13 protein-coding genes, 1 tRNA gene and 1 pseudogene are annotated in these 17,619 nt (G+C 70.7%); 4 read left to right on the top strand and 11 right to left on the bottom strand.

What is annotated here, in order from left to right; genetic code table 11:
- From BU198_RS11555 to BU198_RS11545, 3 genes and pseudogenes are all read right to left on the bottom strand, one after another.
- Positions 1–456, bottom strand: a pseudogene (locus BU198_RS11555) (hypothetical protein); the annotation flags it as partial.
- The gene (locus tag BU198_RS11550) at positions 443–2,095 is read right to left on the bottom strand and encodes an extracellular solute-binding protein (RefSeq protein ID WP_317620069.1); all 1,653 of its coding nucleotides are present in this window, start codon (positions 2,093–2,095) and stop codon (positions 443–445) included. The gene BU198_RS11550 and the pseudogene BU198_RS11555, both read right to left, overlap by 14 nt.
- A gap of 1 nt (position 2,096) precedes the next feature.
- Positions 2,097–3,176, bottom strand: a complete 1,080-nt coding sequence (locus BU198_RS11545; RefSeq protein WP_188296754.1) for a substrate-binding domain-containing protein — start codon at positions 3,174–3,176, stop codon at positions 2,097–2,099.
- Positions 3,177–3,500: 324 nt separating this feature from the next.
- Here BU198_RS11545 and pyk point away from each other — a divergent pair, with 324 nt between their 5' ends.
- Entirely contained in the window at positions 3,501–4,931 is a 1,431-nt protein-coding gene (gene pyk / locus BU198_RS11540) for a pyruvate kinase (protein WP_188296753.1), read from the top strand.
- A gap of 42 nt (positions 4,932–4,973) precedes the next feature.
- Here pyk and BU198_RS11535 read toward each other — a convergent pair whose 3' ends face one another.
- Both BU198_RS11535 and BU198_RS11530 read right to left on the bottom strand, forming a co-directional pair.
- Entirely contained in the window at positions 4,974–5,762 is a 789-nt protein-coding gene (locus BU198_RS11535; RefSeq protein WP_188296752.1) for a helix-turn-helix domain-containing protein, read from the bottom strand.
- A gap of 119 nt (positions 5,763–5,881) precedes the next feature.
- Positions 5,882–5,955 (bottom strand) — tRNA-Leu (locus BU198_RS11530).
- Between the two features lie 70 nt (positions 5,956–6,025).
- Here BU198_RS11530 and BU198_RS11525 point away from each other — a divergent pair.
- Positions 6,026–6,712 (top strand): ANTAR domain-containing response regulator, encoded by a 687-nt coding sequence (locus tag BU198_RS11525; protein WP_401079154.1) that lies wholly within the window; start codon positions 6,026–6,028, stop codon positions 6,710–6,712.
- Positions 6,713–6,785: 73 nt separating this feature from the next.
- On the opposite strand, the gene BU198_RS11520 is transcribed toward BU198_RS11525, so the two are convergent.
- The 6 genes from BU198_RS11520 to BU198_RS11495 all read right to left on the bottom strand — a co-directional run bounded on the left by BU198_RS11520 (position 6,786) and on the right by BU198_RS11495 (position 13,658).
- Complete coding sequence (locus BU198_RS11520) at positions 6,786–7,502, bottom strand: ABC transporter ATP-binding protein (protein WP_188296750.1); 717 nt, start codon at positions 7,500–7,502, stop codon at positions 6,786–6,788.
- Positions 7,499–8,308, bottom strand: a complete 810-nt coding sequence (locus BU198_RS11515; RefSeq protein WP_188296760.1) for an ABC transporter ATP-binding protein — start codon at positions 8,306–8,308, stop codon at positions 7,499–7,501. Before BU198_RS11515 ends, BU198_RS11520 begins: the two co-directional genes overlap by 4 nt.
- An 8-nt stretch (positions 8,309–8,316) precedes the next feature.
- Positions 8,317–10,248: a branched-chain amino acid ABC transporter permease gene (locus BU198_RS11510; RefSeq protein ID WP_223244254.1), complete on the bottom strand. Its 1,932-nt coding sequence runs from the start codon at positions 10,246–10,248 to the stop codon at positions 8,317–8,319.
- A gap of 5 nt (positions 10,249–10,253) precedes the next feature.
- The gene (locus BU198_RS11505) at positions 10,254–11,183 is read right to left on the bottom strand and encodes a branched-chain amino acid ABC transporter permease (protein ID WP_188296749.1); all 930 of its coding nucleotides are present in this window, start codon (positions 11,181–11,183) and stop codon (positions 10,254–10,256) included.
- A 130-nt stretch (positions 11,184–11,313) separates the two neighbouring features.
- Positions 11,314–12,555, bottom strand: coding sequence for a branched-chain amino acid ABC transporter substrate-binding protein (locus BU198_RS11500; RefSeq protein ID WP_188296748.1), 1,242 nt, complete (start codon positions 12,553–12,555; stop codon positions 11,314–11,316).
- Between the two features lie 671 nt (positions 12,556–13,226).
- Positions 13,227–13,658 (bottom strand): PaaI family thioesterase, encoded by a 432-nt coding sequence (locus BU198_RS11495; protein WP_188296758.1) that lies wholly within the window; start codon positions 13,656–13,658, stop codon positions 13,227–13,229.
- A gap of 365 nt (positions 13,659–14,023) precedes the next feature.
- Here BU198_RS11495 and polA point away from each other — a divergent pair, with 365 nt between their 5' ends.
- Together polA and BU198_RS11485 are read left to right on the top strand one after the other, a co-directional pair.
- Positions 14,024–16,708, top strand: a complete 2,685-nt coding sequence (gene polA, locus BU198_RS11490; protein ID WP_188296757.1) for a DNA polymerase I — start codon at positions 14,024–14,026, stop codon at positions 16,706–16,708.
- A 130-nt stretch (positions 16,709–16,838) separates the two neighbouring features.
- On the top strand, positions 16,839–17,618 hold the full coding sequence (locus BU198_RS11485) for a GNAT family N-acetyltransferase (protein WP_188296747.1): 780 nt from the start codon (positions 16,839–16,841) through the stop codon (positions 17,616–17,618).
- Position 17,619 lies beyond the last annotated feature (1 nt).

The raw sequence follows: 17,619 nt of genomic DNA, 5'->3' as shown, positions 1-17,619 counted from the left end.
CCGCAGGTAGCCGGCCACCGCGACCGGCAGCCGGTGCCGGACGATCCGTTCTGCCACCGGCCCGGGGCCGGCCGCGCGCAGCGCCGCCACCAGAGCGTCCACCCTGGCGGAGGGCGGCAGCGGCACGGTCTCCAGGTAGGCGGCCAGCGCCTCCAGCTCCGGGTCGGGCACGGGAACGGGCGCAGGAGGCGGGGGCCCGACGGGCTCCCGTACGGGCGGTACGGGGACCCCGGGCGGATCGGGCCGCCCGGCCGGGAGCGGCCGCGGGGGCGTCGGGCCTGGCGTCAGCAGCGCGCCCGCCCCGTACAGCGCGGCCACCACCCCCGGCCACCAGGCCCCGCCCAGGCCGGCGAAGTGCAGCCCCAGCCCGACCGCGCCACCCGCGCAGCCGACCAGGTTCTTGGGCGACTCCAGGTAGCGCAGCAGCCGGGAGCCGAACCCGTCACTGGTAGCCACGGATCTCCTCGAACACCCCGTCCAGCGAGCCCGTCCCGTCGAACAGCTTGCCGCCGCTCAGGTCCGCGATCCCCTGGAGCTGGCCCACCGCCGCCTCCCCGAACTTGATCGGGAACACCGGGATGCGCTTCTCCGCGGCCGGCAGCGCGTCGTGGAAGCGCTTGAAGTCGCCGTCCGAGGCACCGGCGTTGCTCTCCCCGTCGGTCATCAGCACGATCGAGGTGAACCGGTCGTCACCGGCTGCCGCCTGCTGGCGCTCGATCACCCGGTACGCCTCCTCCAGCGAGGAGTACACCGCCGTCCCGCCCGAGGCGGCCAGCGACTGCACGTCCGCGTCGATGGACGCCAGCTCCGCCTCCGGGCCCGGCCGGCTGCCCGAGGGCGGCACCACGTGGGTCTTGGTCCACTTCACCGCGGAGGCGAAGGAGAGCAGCGTGATCTCCTCGCGGTCCCGGAAGCGGCGCACCCCGCGGGTGTCGTCGGCCCCGGTCAGCCGGCCCAGGGCCGACTTCAGGGCGGCGATCCGCGAGCCCTCCATCGAGCCCGAGGTGTCCAGCACGTACACCGTCCTGGACGGGCGGCGCAGCTCGTTCTGGTACGCGGCCAGCAGCCCGTCCGCGACCTGCCTGGTGCCGGGGAACGGCAGTTCCCTGCGGCGGTCCGAGGGCAGCCCGGCGGCGGGGGCGACGCCCGCCGTCGCGGGGCGGCGCAGCGTGGTCTCGGAGATGCGTTTCTGCACGTCCTCCTTGAGCAGGTACGAGGTCAGCCGCTGGAACGCGTCGCGCTGGTCCGCCGACGCGGCGGACATCAGCGAGAGCGGGTAGTCCGCGGACACCACGCCGTCCAGCGGCCGCACCACCGTCAGCTGCTGCTGCGGCGGCAGCGTCCTGTTCAGCGACAGCAGCACCGACTCGTAGTTCACCAGCGCGCCCACCACGCCCGACTCGGCCCGGGTGTACGCCTGCGCCAGCCAGCCGGAGGAGCCCGAGGTCAGCTTCTGGCCCTTGAAGAACTCCTTCAGCTGCGGCGTGGCCTTCTGCACGTCCGCGTCGGTCAGCGCCGCGCCCGCGCCGGAGAAGGCCGAGGCCACCGCGACCAGGGTGGAGAAGCCCGAGTTGGAACGCGACGGGTCGGCCATCCCGTACGGCAGCTTGCCGGCCGCGGCCGCCTCGCCGACCTGCGCCCAGGTGACCTTGGAGCCGTCGCCCCAGCCGAGTTCGCCGAGCACCGAGGAGCGCACCCCGATCGCCACCGGCGAGACCATCACCGGGGTCTCGGAGACCACCTTGGACCGGCCGGCCGGATCGAGCCGCAGGTACTGGTTGGACGGGAACCACACGGCGTCGTACTTGCCGTCGGCCCGGCCCGAGGAGACGGTGTCGGCGCCGTCGACGGAGCCCGTCCAGGAGAACTGCACCGTCACCCCGGTGGCCTTCCTGGCGTCCTCCAGGACCGGTGCCAGGTCCTGGAGTTCACTGCCGGCCAGGACCCGCAGCACCCCGGCGCGGGCCGTCGGGGCCGGCGGGTCGCTGGGGCCGGGGCGGGGGCCGTCGCCGCCGGAGGTGCAGGCGGTCACGGCGGCGAGCGCGGTGGCCAGGGTGGCGAGGAGCCGGCTGTGGCGCTTGGTGCGGAGGGTCACTTCACACTCCCGTCTTCGCCGCGGTGGTCAGCTTCTTCATGTACTCGAGCGAGGGCACCGGGGCCAGGGCCAGCCCCGCGGACCGGACGTCCTGGACGAACTTCGGCTGCTTGCCCCGCACCTCGTTCCAGAACAGGTCGGGCTCGGCGTCCGGGTGCAGGCCGAACCTGGCCTCCAGCTTGCGCAGCTCGGGGCTGTTCACCAGCGCGTCGGCCAGTTTCTGGCCGTCGGGCGTCCTGGCCACCAGGGTGTGGTCCGTCTTGATGGTGGTGGTCGGGTACATCACCACCATGTCCCCGATCTGCTTGCCCTGGATCGGCAGGGCGGCCGCCTGCGACTCGTACGCGAAGACCATCGTGTTGACCCCCGCGCCGAACTCCCGGAACGGCCCGTCACTGCTGACCTTCTGCAACCCCTGGAACCGGTTCGCGTCGTACACGACGCCCTTGACGGCGTTCAGGCCCGCGTCGTCGGACACCACCTTCTTGCCGTTCGCGAGGTAGGACAGGATCGCCAGGTACAGGGCGCCCGAGGAGGAGCTCTCCGGATCCGTGGTCGACACGTACATCGTGCCGGCCAGCTCCGGGTGTTTGGCCGCGTCCGTCAGCGTCTCCCACTGCCGGCCGCCCTGCTTCAGGGCCTCCACGTACTTGTCCATGTTGAACGTCCAGACGCCCGAATCGTTCACGGCGGCGAGGTCGTTGGCCTTCAGCACGTCCGCCACCGGCTGGTGCGTGACGATCACCAGCGGGGAGTAGAACTGCACCCGCGGCGAGTCCTTCTGCTGCCAGTCCCGCTGGATGGCCAGCGCCGGCGCGCTGCTCGCCGGGAAGGCGAAGTCCAGGTTCGGGGTGTTCCTCGCCTGCTCGTCCATCGTCCAGGAGCCGGTCGGCACCGCCTTGACCACCAGGCCCTGCCTCTTCAACTCGGCCTTGACGTCGGGGTTGTCGAAGAAGTCACGCTTCTCCGAGCCGATCAGGCCGGTGACGGTGGTGGTCCTGGTGTCCGGGTCGGGGATCAGCGCGTAGGCCACCCCGCCCAGCAGGGCCAGGGCCGCCACCACGCTCAGTGCGCGTTTCATGCCGAACGCTTCCCCCTCGTCCGCTACTTCGTCCGGGTGGTCGCCCGGCGAGCCCGGGCAGTCACCCGTGGGTGACGAGCGTCTCGCCGGGCGGGGAGCGGCGACGGAAGCACCGGTGAACCGGGGGTGAACACCCCTTCACGGAATCGCATCGACCGCGGCTCCGGGAGCGGCGCGGGAGTGGTGCGGCGGGGGCGTGGAACGGGGCGCTCGCACAGCGGTCCGAGGATGTGTCAGATTGTTCAACTCGCCTTACGGCAACGGTCATCCCGCAGTCCGGACCCGCGTCGTGGTTACGCGCCGGTAATGCCTAGTCTCAGCACTATGCGCCGAGCAAAAATCGTCTGTACCCTCGGGCCCGCCACCGACTCGTACGACCAGATCAAGTCCCTGGTCGACGCCGGGATGGACATCGCCCGACTGAACCTCAGCCACGGCTCGCACGCCGAGCACGAGGAACGCTACCGCCGCGTCCGCAAGGCCGCCGACGAGACCGGCCGCAGCGTCGGCGTCCTCGCCGACCTTCAAGGCCCGAAGATCCGGCTCGACACCTTCGCCCACGGGCCGGTACTTCTCGAACGCGGCGACGAGTTCACCATCTCCACCGACAAGGGCGTCGTGGGGGACAAGGACGGCTGCGGAACCACCTACGCCGGACTCGCCGGGGACGTCAGCCGCGGCGAGCGCATCCTGGTCGACGACGGCCGGGTCACCCTGGAGGTCGTCGCCGTCGACGGGCCGCGGGTGCGCTGCCTGGTCATCGAGGGCGGCCTGGTCTCCGACCACAAGGGCCTCAACCTCCCCGGCGTCGCCGTCTCCGTCCCCGCACTCAGCGACAAGGACGTCGCCGACCTGCGGTGGGCGCTGCGGACCGGGGCCGACCTGATCGCGCTCTCCTTCGTCCGCAGCGGGCGGGACATCGAGGACGTCCACCGGATCATGGCGGAGGAGGGGCGTCACGTCCCGGTCATCGCCAAGATCGAGAAGCCGCAGGCGGTGGACGACCTGGAGTCCGTCGTCGACGCCTTCGACGGGATCATGGTGGCCCGCGGCGACCTGGGCGTGGAGATGCCCCTCGAACAGGTCCCGCTGGTCCAGAAGCGCGCCATCAAGCTCGCCCGCCGCAACGCCAAGCCGGTCATCGTGGCGACCCAGATGCTCGACTCGATGATCAACACCTCCCGGCCGACCCGCGCCGAGGCCTCGGACGTCGCCAACGCCGTGCTGGACGGGACGGACGCGGTGATGCTCTCCGGGGAGACCTCGGTGGGCAAGTACCCGGTCGAGACGGTCAAGACCATGGCCCGGATCGTCGAGGCCGCCGAGAACGACATCCTGGCCGCGGGCCTCCCGCCGCTCACCACCGGCAGCAAGCCGCGGACCCAGGGCGGCGCCGTCGCCCGCGCGGCCGCCGAGATCGGCGACTTCCTGCACGCCAAGTACCTGATCGCGTTCACCCAGTCCGGCGACACCGCGCGCCGGCTGACCCGCTACCGCTCGCCGATCCCGGTGCTCGCCTTCACCTACGAGCCGGCCGTACGCAGCCAACTCGCCCTCACCTGGGGCGTGGAGACCTTCCTCGGCCCGTTCGCCCCGACCACGGACCAGATGGTCGAGCAGGTCGACGCGGCCCTGCTGTCGCTCGGCCGCTGCCAGAAGGGCGACATCGTCGTCATCACGGCCGGCTCCCCGCCCGGCCTGGCCGGCTCCACCAACCTCGTCCGCGTCCACCACGTGGGGACGCTGGACGTCTGACCGCCCTTCGGTGGCGCGGCCCTCCCGGGGGCCGCGCCACCGTCAGTACTTGGGGCCGATGTGGGCGTCCATCAGGGCGACGGAGTCCTTGCGGGCGACGGAGATGTTGACCCGGCCGGTCGGGCGGGGTGCCGCGGCCTTCCACTGGACGCCGACGGCGTCGAGGGTGGCGGTGAAGAGGCCGATGATGTCGGTCGAGGTGTTGGTGAAGAAGTAGCGCGGGTACTCGTAGCGCCTCTTGGTGCCGCCGACGTCCCGGGTCGTCCAGTTGGTGATGCGGCAGCCGTCGGAGTGGATCAGTCCGCGCAGGAACTCCCAGGGGTGGGCGTCGACGATCTCCTGCTGCCAACGGGCCAGGGCTATGGTGCGCTCGTGCTTCTTGCCGGGGCCGTGCTGGGGGAAGAGACAGGTCAGATGATTCGAGTAGACCTTCACGTCGCGACAGCCGGTTCGGCGGACTCGGCAGGGCGTGTTGTGGGGGAGGACCTGGCGCATGGCCTGTTCGGCGGAGTCGATGATGCCGGGCCACTTCTCGTCGCAGGTGATTTGGAGACTCTGGGTCCTGCGGTATTCGTTGGGCAACAGGATATGGCCGTCACCGAGATAGAGGCCGAGAAGATAGGCGTACATCGGGCGGTTCAGCTGGTCGCCGTAGCAGTGCGGGCAGGTGGAGCGTCTGCGTCCGGGAAGTTCGCCTCGCTTTGCGCGGTCCTTGTGCTTCCACGCACTGACCGTGCCCTGAGGTACTCCGAGCCGGCGGGCCACGTCGGCATTGCGAACGCCTCGGCGCAGCAGGTGAACGGCCTCGTCACGGGTGGATCGGGCTGCCATGTGGGCGATCTTGAGCGCCCTGCGCCGAACGCGCAGGCGAATGGGATGGTTACCGCCCGAACGGATGAAGATCGCCAACCATCAGGTTGCCCTAAGTGGCTTGTAAATCGAAGGAAAGGTACCCCGGGTGGGATTCGAACCCACGCTGTCGGCGGTTTGAGCGCCGTGCCTCTCACCACTGGGCTACCGGGGCATCCACAGTTTCGAAGGTTGCCCCCCGACCCTGCTGGGTTCAAACATACCGTGTCTAGGTACCCTCGTGCATGCAGTACCCCGCCGGAACTAGGAGCCCCGTGAGCACCGCCGACGAGCAGGCGCAGCCGCTTGAGACCGAAACGCCCCAGATCACGCGGATTGTGATCGCCGAGGACGAGGCGCTGATCCGTCTCGACCTCAAGGAGATGCTCGAGGAGGAGGGGTACACCGTCGTCGGTGAGGCCGGAGACGGGCAGACGGCGGTGCGGTTGGTGGAGGAGCTGAAGCCGGACCTGGCGATCTTCGACGTGAAGATGCCGGTGCTGGACGGGCTGTCCGCGGCCGAGCAGATCCACGACAAGCACCTGGCGCCGGTGCTGATGCTGACGGCGTTCTCGCAGCGGGAGCTGGTGGACCGGGCGCGGGACGCGGGGGCGATGGCGTACATCGTCAAGCCGTTCTCGAAGTCGGACCTGGTGCCGGCGATCGAGATGGCGGTCTCGCGGTACGCGGAGATGCGGGCGCTGGAGAAGGAGATCGGGGACCTCAGCCAGCGGTTGGAGACCCGGAAGCTGGTGGACCGGGCGAAGGGCGTGCTCCAGACCAAGTTCGGGCTGAACGAGCCGGCCGCCTTCCGGTGGATCCAGAAGACCTCGATGGACCGTCGGATGACGATGGCGGCGGTGGCCGAGGCGGTCATCGAGGAGGGCGAGGCCCAGGACCGCAAGAAGGCGGACGAGGGCACGTCCGAATAGGACCCGTCCGGACAGAGCATGCGCGAAGGGCCCGGCAGAACGTTTCCGCCGGGCCCTTTCGCGTGCGGAGGGCTCAGTCCTCGCCGAGGTAGGCCTTGCGGACGGACTCGTCGTGCAGGAGGTCCGCTCCCGTCCCCGAGAGGACGACGCGGCCGGTCTCCATGACGTAGCCGCGGTCGGAGAGCGAGAGCGCCGCCTGGGCGTTCTGCTCGACCAGCAGGATGGTCGTGCCGGAGGACTTCAGTTCCACGATGGTGGCCATGATCTTCTGCATCATCAGCGGCGAGAGCCCCATCGAGGGCTCGTCCAGCATCAGCAGCTTCGGCCGGGACATCAGCGCCCGTCCCATGGCGAGCATCTGCTGTTCGCCGCCGGACAGCGTGCCGGCCGCCTGCCGCCGGCGTTCGCCGAGGATCGGGAACAGTTCGTAGGCCCGTTCGACGTCCGCGGTGATGCCGGCGGCGTCGGTGCGCAGGAAGGCGCCGAGGAGGAGGTTCTCCTCGATGGTCATCCGCGGGAAGATGTGCCGGCCCTCGGGGGAGTGGGCGAGGCCGAGTGCGACGATCTTGTGGGCGGGGACGGTGGAGAGGTCCCGGCCGTCGAAGGCGATCCGTCCGGCGGTGGGCTTGAGCAGGCCGGACAGGGTGCGCAGGGTGGTGGTCTTGCCGGCGCCGTTGGTGCCGATCAGGGTGGTGACCTCGCCCTGTTCGACGGTGAAGCTGATGCCCTTGACGGCCTCGATCTTGCCGTAGGCGACGCGGAGGTCCTGGACTTCGAGAAGTGCGGTCACTGGTCGGACTCCGTAACGGCCGGGGTGGTGCCTTCGAGCGGGGCGCCCAGGTAGGCGGTGATGACGCGTTCGTCGTTCTGGACGGTCTCGCGGTCGCCCTCGACGATCTTCTGGCCCTGGACGAGCACCGCGGTGCGGTCGCAGAGGTTGAAGATGAAGCGCATGTCGTGCTCGATGACGAGGACGGAGACGCCCCTGTCGCGGATCGCGAAGACGAGTTCCTCGGCGGCGCGGGTCTCCTGGGGGTTCATGCCGGCGGTGGGCTCGTCGAGCAGCAGCAGGCCGGGTTCGGAGGCGAGGGCGCGGGCGATCTCCAGCTTGCGCTGCTCGCCGTACGGGAGGTTGCGGGCGAGGTGGTCGGCCTTCTCGGCGAGGCCGGTGAACTCCAGGAGTTCCATGGCCTTCTCGCGGCTCTCGGCCTCGGCGCGGTGGTAGCGGGGGCCGCGCAGGACGGCGGAGAAGATGCCCTCCTTGGTGCGGGTGTGCCGGCCGACCAGGACGTTCTCCAGGACGGTCATGTTGGCGAACAGCCGGATGTTCTGGAAGGTGCGGGCGATGCCGGCCTGGGTGACCAGGTGGGGCTTGGGCGGCAGCAGGGTGCCGCGGAAGCGGACGGCGCCCTCGGTGGGGACGTACAGGCCGGTGAGGCAGTTGAAGAAGGTGGTCTTGCCGGCGCCGTTGGGGCCGATCAGACCGATGATCTCGCCTTCGCCGACGGTCAGCGAGACGTCGTTGACCGCGGTGAGGCCGCCGAAGCGCATGGTGACGCCGGTGACTTCGAGCAGGGGTGCGGCGGTGGTGGTCATCGGGTCGGTCACGCCCCTGCCTTGGTGAGTGCGGTCGGCTCGCCGGCGGGCTGGGCCGGGATGTCGGCCTCGTGGAACTCCAGCTGCCGGCGGCGGTTGGGGATGAGTCCTTCGGGGCGCACCCGCATCAGGAGGATGAGGGCTGCGCCGAAGGCGAGGAGCTGGTAGTCGGCGAGGAATTCGAGCTTCTTCGGGATGAGGAAGAGCAGGGTGGCGCCGGCCAGCGGACCGCTGATGGTGCCCATGCCGCCGAGGATGACCGCGGCGAGCAGGAAGGCGGAGTTCGGCGGGAGGGCCTCGGCGAAGGTGTACTGGTCGGGGGTGACGGTGTAGCTGACGTGGGCCTGGACGGTGCCGGCCAGGCCGGCCAGCAGGGCGCCGAGGGCGAAGGCGAGCAGCTTCAGCCGGAAGCCGTTGATGCCCATGGCCTCGGCGGCGGTCTCGTCCTCGCGGATGGCGACCCAGGCGCGGCCGATGCGGGAGTTGCCGACGCGGGCGAAGACCAGCACGACCAGCGCGGTGACCAGCAGCATCAGCAGGTAGTAGTTGGAGAACCGGCCGAGTTCGACGCCGAACACGGTGTGCGGGTTGCCGAGGTCGAAGCCGAGGATCTCCAGGTCGGGGATGCGCGGGATGCCGTTGGAACCGTTGGTGACCTTGGGGCCGGTGGTGCCGTTGAGGTTGAGCATGGTGATGCGGAAGATCTCGCCGAACCCGAGGGTGACGATGGCGAGGTAGTCGCCGCGCAGCCGCAGGGTGGGGGCGCCGATCAGCACGCCGAAGATCATCGAGACCACGGCGCCGGTGAGCATCGCGGCCCAGAACGGGAACTGGACGTGGATGGGCGAGGCGGGGGAGCCGGAGACCAGGGCGGCGGCGTAGGCGCCGACGCCGAGGAAGGCGACGTACCCGAGGTCGAGCAGGCCGGCCAGGCCGACGACGATGTTGAGGCCGAGGGCGACGGTGGCGAAGATCAGGATGTTGGTGGCGACCGAGGTGTACTGGTCGCTGGTCTGGGTGAACGGGAAGCTGGCGGCGGCGGCGAAGGCGGCGCCGGTGGTGACCGGGCGGTGCTTGACGGTCAGCGCGCGCAGCCGGGCGATCAGGCCGGCCCTGGTCAGGGCGGGGACGGCGAGGGCGACGAACAGCAGGTAGCCGGTGAAGAGTTGGCCGTACTCGGTGTCGATGCCGAAGGTGATCGCGAACAGTCCGAGCCCGAAGACGAGGACGATCACCAGCACCTCGGCCCAGGAGGGCAGGGCGCGCGGCGCGGGCAGCGGGCGGTCGATCCGGCCCAGCCGCAGTCCGCTGTTGGCGAGGTGGCCGAGCTGGAGCAGCAGGACCGCGCCGGCGGCGATGACGATCCCGCCGGCCAGGGCGGTCATGACCGGGGCCACCGGCTTGTCCTCGGGGATGGCGTGGGCGCCGAACCAGGCGAGGGGGGCGGCGGGGACGAGCAGGAAGAGGCGCTTGTCGAGGATCCGCAGCGGGACGGCGGTGCGGCGGTCGAGCGGCAGGCCGAGGGCGCCGAGGACGGCGAGCAGGCCGCCGGCGAGGAGTGCCCAGCCGCCGGGTTCGAGGTTGGCGAGGCCGCCTAGGTCGGCGGAGATGGCGGCGACCGAGTAGACGGCGAGGGTGAGGGCGCCGGTGGCGGCGTACAGCACGGCGTTGTGGCTGCGGGCGGGGGCGGCCCAGCGCAGGCCGGGGACGCCCTGGCCGGCGAGCAGCAGGACCAGGGTGAGCAGGCCGGAGGCGAGGGCGAGCCACTGGAGGCCGGCCGGCGAACCGTAGTAGGTGAGGTCGCCGGGGAAGTCGGCGGTCCAGGTCCAGGCCATGGCGGCGGAGGCGGCGGTGACGAGGGCGCCGAGGCCGGTGACGGCCGCGGCGGCGCGGGCCGGCAGCGGGACGACCGGGGTCGTCTCGGTGTGGGTGGTGGTCATGGTGGTCACGCCCTGTCCGCGACGCGCTCGCCGAGCAGGCCCTGGGGCCGGATCAGGAGTACGAGGATGAGGAGTACGAAGGCCCAGACGTCCTTCCAGGCACCGCCTCCGAAGAGGTGCATGCCGGGCAGGTGCTGGATGTAGCCGGTGGCGAGGGCTTCGGCGAGGCCGAGGGCGAGGCCGCCGAGCATGGCTCCGTAGATGTTGCCGATGCCGCCGAGGACGGCGGCGGTGAAGGCCTTGAGGCCGAGGATGAAGCCCATCCGGAAGTCGACCTGGCCGCTGCGCAGCCCGTAGGCGACGGCGGCGACGGCGGCGAACGCGGCGCCGATGGCGAAGGCCATGACGATGATGCGGTCGGTGTCGATGCCCATCAGCTTGGCGGTGTCCGGGTCCTGGCTGGTGGCCTGCATGGCGCGTCCGGAGCGGGTGCGGGTGACGAACCAGCCGAGGGCGAGCATGCACAGGGGGGCGGCGATGATCAGGAACAGGTCGCTGCGCTGGATGGTGACGGAGCCGAGGCTGAACGGGTCGCCGGGGAGCTTGGGGAAGACCCGGGCCTTCTTGGCGTCCGGGTAGAAGGAGAAGACGATCTGCTGGAGCAGGATGGACAGCCCGATCGCGGTGATCAGCGGGGCCAGCCGGGGGGCGTTGCGCAGGGGGCGGTAGGCGAAGCGCTCGGCGGCGACGGCGGTGAGGGTGGAGACCAGGATGCCGGCGATCAGCATGAGCGGCAGGGCCAGCCAGAGGGTGGTGCCGCCGGGGAGGGCGAGGTAGGCGGTCAGGGCGCCGAAGCCGCCGACCATGACGATCTCGCCGTGGGCGAAGTTGATGAGCTGGACGATGCCGTAGACCATCGTGTAGCCGATCGCGACGAGCCCGTAGAGGGCGCCGAGGATCAGGCCGTTGGCCAGCTGCTGCGGTAGGTCGTGCACCGCTGGGCCTCCGTAGTGCGTTCGGGGGTGTCCGCGTGGGTGGTGGATGTGGGCGCGCGCGGGGGCACTCGTGGCGCCCCCGCGCGCGGTGTGGAGAAGTGGAGCCGGTGGAACGGATGGTGACGGAGAGTCAGCCCTTGAAGGTGCCGGACTTCTCCACGGCCCACTTGCCGTCCTTGACGGTGTAGACGGTGAGCTGCTTGTTGGTGGTGTCGCCGAACTCGTCGAAGGAGACCTTGCCGGTGACGCCGTCGAAGGTGACCTTCTGGACGGCGTCGCGGACGGCCTTGCGGCCGGCCGGGCCGGAGGGGACCTTGCCGCTGTTGTCCTTCACGGCGTTCTTGACGCCCTCGATGATGGCCCAGGCGCTGTCGTAGGAGTAGCCGCCGTAGGTCTCGTAGGCGTCCTTGTAGCCGGCCGTCTTGTAGTCGGCGATGTACTTCTTGGCGGTGTCGAGGGTCTCGACCGGCAGGCCGACGGCGGTGGCGTAGTCGCCCTGGCTCTTGGGGTTGAGCTTGATGAAGTCGCCGCTCTGGATGCCGTCGCCGCCCATCAGCGGGATGTTGACGCCGGCCTCCTTGAGCTGGAGGGAGAGCGGGCCGGCCGCGGGGTACTCGCCGCCGTAGTAGACGGCCTCGGCGCCGGAGCTCCTGACCTTGGTGACGATGGCGGAGAAGTCGCGGTCGTCAGGGTTGACGTGCTCCTCGCCGGCCAGGGTGCCGCCGAGCTTGGTGAACTCGCCCTTGAAGGTGCCTGCCAGGCCAGCGCCGTAGGTCTTCTGATCGTCGATCAGGAAGACCTTGGTCTTCTTGGCGTCGGTGTAGAGGAACTGGGCGGCGAACGGGCCCTGGACGGCGTCGGTGGTGGCGGTGCGGAAGTAGGACGTGAAGGGCCGCTTCTTCTCGCCGCTGGCCCACTTCTCGCCCTGGCTGAGGGCGACGCCGGTGTTGGCGGGGGAGACCTGGACCAGGCTCGCGTCGTCGAAGATCTGCTGCATCGACTGCGCCACACTGGAGTTGAGCGGTCCGACGACGCCGAGGACCTTGGGGTCGCCGACCAGCTGGGTGGCGTTCTGCTGGCCGGGGGCGGGCTTGCCGGTGTCGTCGAGGGCCTTGATCTCGAACTTGACGCCGGGGACCTCGTTGGTCTCGTTGGCCTTCTTGACGGCGAGGTCGACGGAGTTGCGGATGCCGAGGCCGAGGGCGGAGAGGTCGCCGGTGAGCGGGGCGTCGACGCCGATGACGACGGTGGTGGAGCCGGAGTTGGAGCCGCCGCCGTCGGCGTTCTTCTTCTCTCCGCGGGAGCCGCAGGCGCTGAGGCTGAGGGCGCCGATCACGGCAATGCTCACGACAACTGCTGAACGGTGACGCACGAGGGTCCCCTTCGGTTCAGGAGGCGCCCGCGCCTTAATGGCGGGAGCCGGAGTGCGCGGAGGGCCTGGCCCAATCGAATGGCGCGGTGACTGGCCGTGACTCTAGATGTCGTTGGGCGGCTCGGGCAGTGCTGCGAGCAGGCTGTGATTCTCTTGTTATGAGCACACAGAGCAATTGTCTCATCATGTGGTCGTTCTGGCTCGATCGATCCCGCGATGCCGGGCGTTTACTTCCTGGTAGGCCGATGTAAGGGCCAGAAATGGGGGTTGCAGCTGGCATCACCGACTATCGGACACAAATGTCCGATGACCTGCCTCCGGCCTTGAGCGTCCGTATATCGGACACTGAGGGCGCGGCGAAGCGGTCCCGGGGCGTTTTGGGGCCTCGGAACCGGCAATTGATCGGATTTCCTACTTGTTACGCAGCGTTACAAGCGCAGGTTGTGCGCCGACTGCGCCCGGGCATGTGAACGCCCCCTTGTCCAGACCAACGCCTGCCCAGGGTGGCGGAAGGTCAAACAAGGGGGCGGAAAAGGGACTTGATCTCGTCCCGGGTGAACTCTCCTGTGTGGCACGGACGTTGTCGGCGCCGATGCCGGGGGTGGGTGCCGGGGGTCGGGGCCCCGAGGTTGTGGGTTGCGGGCCGGGGGGTGGCGGCCGGAGGCCGGGGCTCAGAGGTCGCGCAGCATGCAGGTCAGCCGGCAGCTGGTGATCCGCCGGCCGGTGTCGTCGGTGATCGCGATCTCGTAGGTGGCGGCGGTGCGGCCCTTGAACACGGCCGTCGCCACCCCCGTCACCAGTCCGGAGGTGGCCGAGCGGTGGTGGGTGGCGTTGAGGTCCACGCCGACCGCGTACCGGCCGGGCCCGGCGTGCAGCATCGCCCCGATCGAGCCCAGCGTCTCGGCCAGCGCCGCCGAGGCGCCGCCGTGCAGCAGCCCGTACGGCTGCTGGTTGCCCTCCACCGGCATGGTGCCGACCACGCGGTCGCCGGAGGCCTCGACGATCCGGATGCCGAGCTTCTCGCCGAGGTGGCCGCCGGAGAAGGTCTCCGGGTTCACGCCGAGCTTGGCGAAGTGGTCCAGCACGTCCTGCGGGACGTTCAGGACGGGGGCGGTGTCGGGGGCCGCGTCGGGCGCCGCGTCGGGGACGGCCGCGGAGACGGTCTCGGGGGCGGTGTCGGGGGCCGCGTCGGGGACGGCCGCGGAGACGGTCTCGGGGGCGGTGTCGGGGGCCGCGTCGGTCATCGGGGAGCTCCTGCCGCTCGGGTATGTGCCGACTGTGATCGTACGACCGTCCTACTCGTAGGTAACAGCTGTGGCAGAACCGGCGCGGCGTCCTTTTTGTCGGTGCCGGGCCATAGGATCGGTGGCCGGTAGTGGAATCGGCAGGAACGGACGTTGACGTGGCTACGCAGAGTACGGACAAGGGCGCGACGGGTGGCGGCGGGGCCGGCCCGCGGCCCCGGCTGATGCTGCTCGACGGGCACTCGATGGCCTACCGGGCCTTCTATGCCCTGCCCGTGGAGAACTTCAACACCTCCACCGGCCAGCCCACCAACGCGGTCTACGGCTTCGCCTCGATGCTCGCCAACACCGTCCGGGACGAGCGGCCCACCCACCTCGCGGTCGCCTTCGACCTCTCCCGGCAGACCTTCCGCTCCGTCGAGTTCCCCGACTACAAGGCCAACCGCGCCAAGACGCCGGACGAGTTCCGCAGCCAGGTCGGCCTGATCGGCGAACTGCTCGACGCCATGAACGTCCCCCGGCTGACGGCCGAGGGCTTCGAGGCCGACGACATCATCGCCACCCTGGCCACCGCCGCCGAGGCGGCCGGCTACGACGTCGACATCGTCACCGGCGACCGCGACTCGCTCCAGCTGGTCACCGACCACGTCACCGTGCTCTACCCCACCAAGGGCGTCTCCGAGCTGACCCGCTTCACCCCGGAGAAGGTCGCCGAGAAGTACGGCGTCACCCCGCGCCAGTACCCGGACCTCGCCGCGCTGCGCGGCGACCCGTCCGACAACCTGCCCGGCATCCCCGGCGTCGGCGAGAAGACCGCCGCCAAGTGGGTCAACCAGTTCGGCTCCTTCGAGGAACTCGTCGCCCGCGCCGACGAGGTGAAGGGCAAGATCGGCGAGAAGCTGCGCGACAACCTCGACTCGGTCAAGCGCAACCGGGTGCTCACCGAGCTGGTCCGCGACGTCGAACTCCCGCTCGGTGTCACCGACCTGGACCGCAAGCCGTTCGACAAGTCCGCCGTCGGCACCCTGATGGAGTCGCTGGAGTTCCGCAACGCCAACTTCCGCGACCGCGTCTTCGGCATCGACCCCTCCACCGGCGAGGAGGAGGCTGCCGAACTCGCCCCCGGCGTCGAGGTGGACGGCGAACTCCTCACCGACCCGGGCACCCTGGCCGCCTGGCTGGCCGAGCACGCCTCCGACGGCAAGACCGCCGTCGCGCTGGCCGCCGTCTACCAGTGGGCGCTCGGCACCGGTGAGGTCACCGAAGTCGCCCTCGCCGCAGGGGAGTCCGCCGCCTGGTTCGACCCGGCACTGCTCGCCGAGGAGGACGAGCGGGCCCTCGCCGGCTGGCTCGCCGACCCGGCCGCCCCCAAGGCCCTGCACATCGCCAAGCACGTCATGCGCGCCTTCGCCGAGCGCGGCTGGGCCATCGAGGGCGTCGTCGCCGACACCGCGCTCGCCGCCTACCTGGAGAAGCCCGGCCGCCGCACCTTCACCCTGGAGGTGCTCGCCGAGGAGTACCTGGCCCGCTCGCTCACCCCCGCCCCCGCCACCGAGAGCGGCCAACTCGCCTTCGACGCACCGGAGGAGGACGAGACGGCCGCAGCCCAGGCGCTGATGCTCCAGGCCCGCGCCGTGCTCGACCTCGCCGCGCTCTTCGACACCCGCCTCGCCGAGGTCGGCGCCGCCGGGCTGATGCACGACATGGAACTGCCCATCGCCGCCCTGCTGGCCAGGATGGAGCGCTACGGCATCGCCGCCGACCGCGACTGGCTCACCACGCTGGAGGCGCAGTTCGCCGCCGAGATCCAGCGCGTGGTGGAGGAGGCGCACGCCGCCGCGGGGCACGAGTTCAACCTCGGCTCGCCCAAGCAGCTCCAGGAGATCCTCTTCGGCGAGCTCGCGCTCCCCAAGACCAAGAAGATCAAGACCGGCTACACCACCGACGCCGACGCGCTCACCTGGCTGGCCACCCAGACCGACAACGAGCTGCCGGTCATCCTGCTGCGCCACCGCGACCAGGCCAAGCTGCGCACCACCGTCGAGGGCCTGCTCAAGACCGTCTCGCCCAAGGGCCGCATCCACACCACCTTCAACCAGATGGTCGCCGCCACCGGCCGGCTCTCCTCCCAGGACCCGAACCTCCAGAACATCCCGGTCCGCACCGAGGAGGGCCGCGCCATCCGCCGCGCCTTCATCGTCGGCGAGGGCTACGAGTCCCTGCTCACCGCCGACTACTCGCAGATCGAACTGCGGATCATGGCGCACCTGTCCGAGGACGAGGCACTGCTCGAAGCCTTCGCCTCCGGCGAGGACCTGCACACCACCGTCGCCTCCCAGGTCTTCGAGGTCCCCGGCGCCGCGGTGGACGCCGAGATGCGCCGCAAGATCAAGGCGATGTCCTACGGCCTGGCGTACGGGCTGTCCGCGTACGGGCTCTCGCAGCAGCTCGGCATCAAGCCCGGCGAGGCGCAGGGCCTGATGGACACCTACTTCGAGCGCTTCGGCGGCGTGCGCGACTACCTGCACCGGGTCGTCGAGGAAGCGCGCGCGACGGGCTACACCGAGACCCTGCTCGGCCGCCGCCGCTACCTGCCGGACCTCAACAGCGACAACCGCCAGCGCCGGGAGATGGCCGAGCGGATGGCGCTCAACGCCCCGATCCAGGGCTCGGCCGCCGACATCGTCAAGATCGCCATGCTCCGGGTGGACGAGGCGCTGCGCACGGCCGGGCTCGCCTCCCGGATGCTGCTCCAGGTGCACGACGAAATCGTGCTGGAGCTGGCCCCGGGCGAGCGCGAGCCGGTCGAGGCCCTGGTCCGCGAGCAGATGGCGGGCGCCTACCCGCTGCGCGCCCCGCTGGACGTCTCCGTCGGCGTCGGCCCCGACTGGGAGGCCGCCGCGCACTGAGGCACCCGTACGGAACGGGCCCGGGCGCGCGAGTGCCCGGGCCCGTCGCGGTCCCGAGCCGGAGGCGGCCCGGGGAGTTCGCAGGTAGCCGGCCCGTGCGGTGGGTCAATTCCGTACTACCGTAGGCGCGATGACAACAGGATCCACTGCGACCGACCAGCCCGTGTCCCTGGCCGGGGCGCCGAAGAGCCAGGCCCGCAACTCCGCCGCCTTCTGGACCGCGACCGGCCGGAGCCGGGGGCACGAGGTGATCCGGCGCCGCGGATTCGTCGCGGTCGACGGCGACGAGCGAGCGGGCCTGCGGATCCTGATCCAGGAGCCCGCCCTCGACCCGGACGAACTGGCCGGGGTGACCGAGATGGTCCGCCGGGCAGCGGGGGCGGTGAACGTCGAGGACCCGTTCGGCTCGACCGACCTGAGCCACCTGGGCATGCGCAGTTGGCAGATGCCGATCATGCTGCGCCAACCGGGGCCCGTCGGAGAACCGGCGCTCGACGTGATCCGGGTGCGGCGGCCCGAGGACCTCCGGACGGCCGAGCGGGTCGTGATCGAAGGATTCGAGCTGGACGGATTCGAGCCCCACCGCCCCGGCGAACTCTTCCCGACGGCGCTGATCGAACAGCCGGGCGTGGACGTCTTCATCGCGTCCATCGACGGCGTGGCCGCGGGTGCCTGCGTCGGTGTGGTGGCCGACGGTGTCGGCAGCCACTACTGGGTCAGTACCTCGTCGGCGTTCCGGTCGCGCGGCGTGGGCCGGGCCGTCATGCTCGGCGCTCTCGCCCACCTGGCCGACCGGCCGGCCACACTCACCGCTTCGAAGCTGGGCAGGCCGCTGTACGAGTCGCTGGGGTACACGGTCGCGACGCCCTCGACCTGGTGGGCCTCTCCCCGTCCGACCGCGTCGCGGTGAA

Source organism: Streptomyces sp. CBMA156 (genome assembly GCF_014596515.1).
Lineage (GTDB): Bacteria > Actinomycetota > Actinomycetes > Streptomycetales > Streptomycetaceae > Kitasatospora.
The sequence above is the reverse complement of the archived record's forward strand: the minus strand, read 5'-3'. Positions and strand labels throughout refer to the sequence as shown.

Excerpts from the sequence above, each read along its gene's own strand:
- BU198_RS11545 (WP_188296754.1), bottom strand. The coding sequence starts at position 3,176 with ATGAAACGCGCACTGAGCGTGGTGGCGGCCCTGGCCCTGCTGGGCGGG.
- pyk (WP_188296753.1), top strand. The coding sequence starts at position 3,501 with ATGCGCCGAGCAAAAATCGTCTGTACCCTCGGGCCCGCCACCGACTCG.
- BU198_RS11535 (WP_188296752.1), bottom strand. The coding sequence starts at position 5,762 with ATGGCAGCCCGATCCACCCGTGACGAGGCCGTTCACCTGCTGCGCCGA.
- BU198_RS11525 (WP_401079154.1), top strand. The coding sequence starts at position 6,026 with ATGCAGTACCCCGCCGGAACTAGGAGCCCCGTGAGCACCGCCGACGAG.
- BU198_RS11515 (WP_188296760.1), bottom strand. The coding sequence starts at position 8,308 with ATGACCACCACCGCCGCACCCCTGCTCGAAGTCACCGGCGTCACCATG.
- BU198_RS11510 (WP_223244254.1), bottom strand. The coding sequence starts at position 10,248 with ATGACCACCACCCACACCGAGACGACCCCGGTCGTCCCGCTGCCGGCC.
- polA (WP_188296757.1), top strand. The coding sequence starts at position 14,024 with ATGCTGCTCGACGGGCACTCGATGGCCTACCGGGCCTTCTATGCCCTG.
- BU198_RS11485 (WP_188296747.1), top strand. The coding sequence starts at position 16,839 with ATGACAACAGGATCCACTGCGACCGACCAGCCCGTGTCCCTGGCCGGG.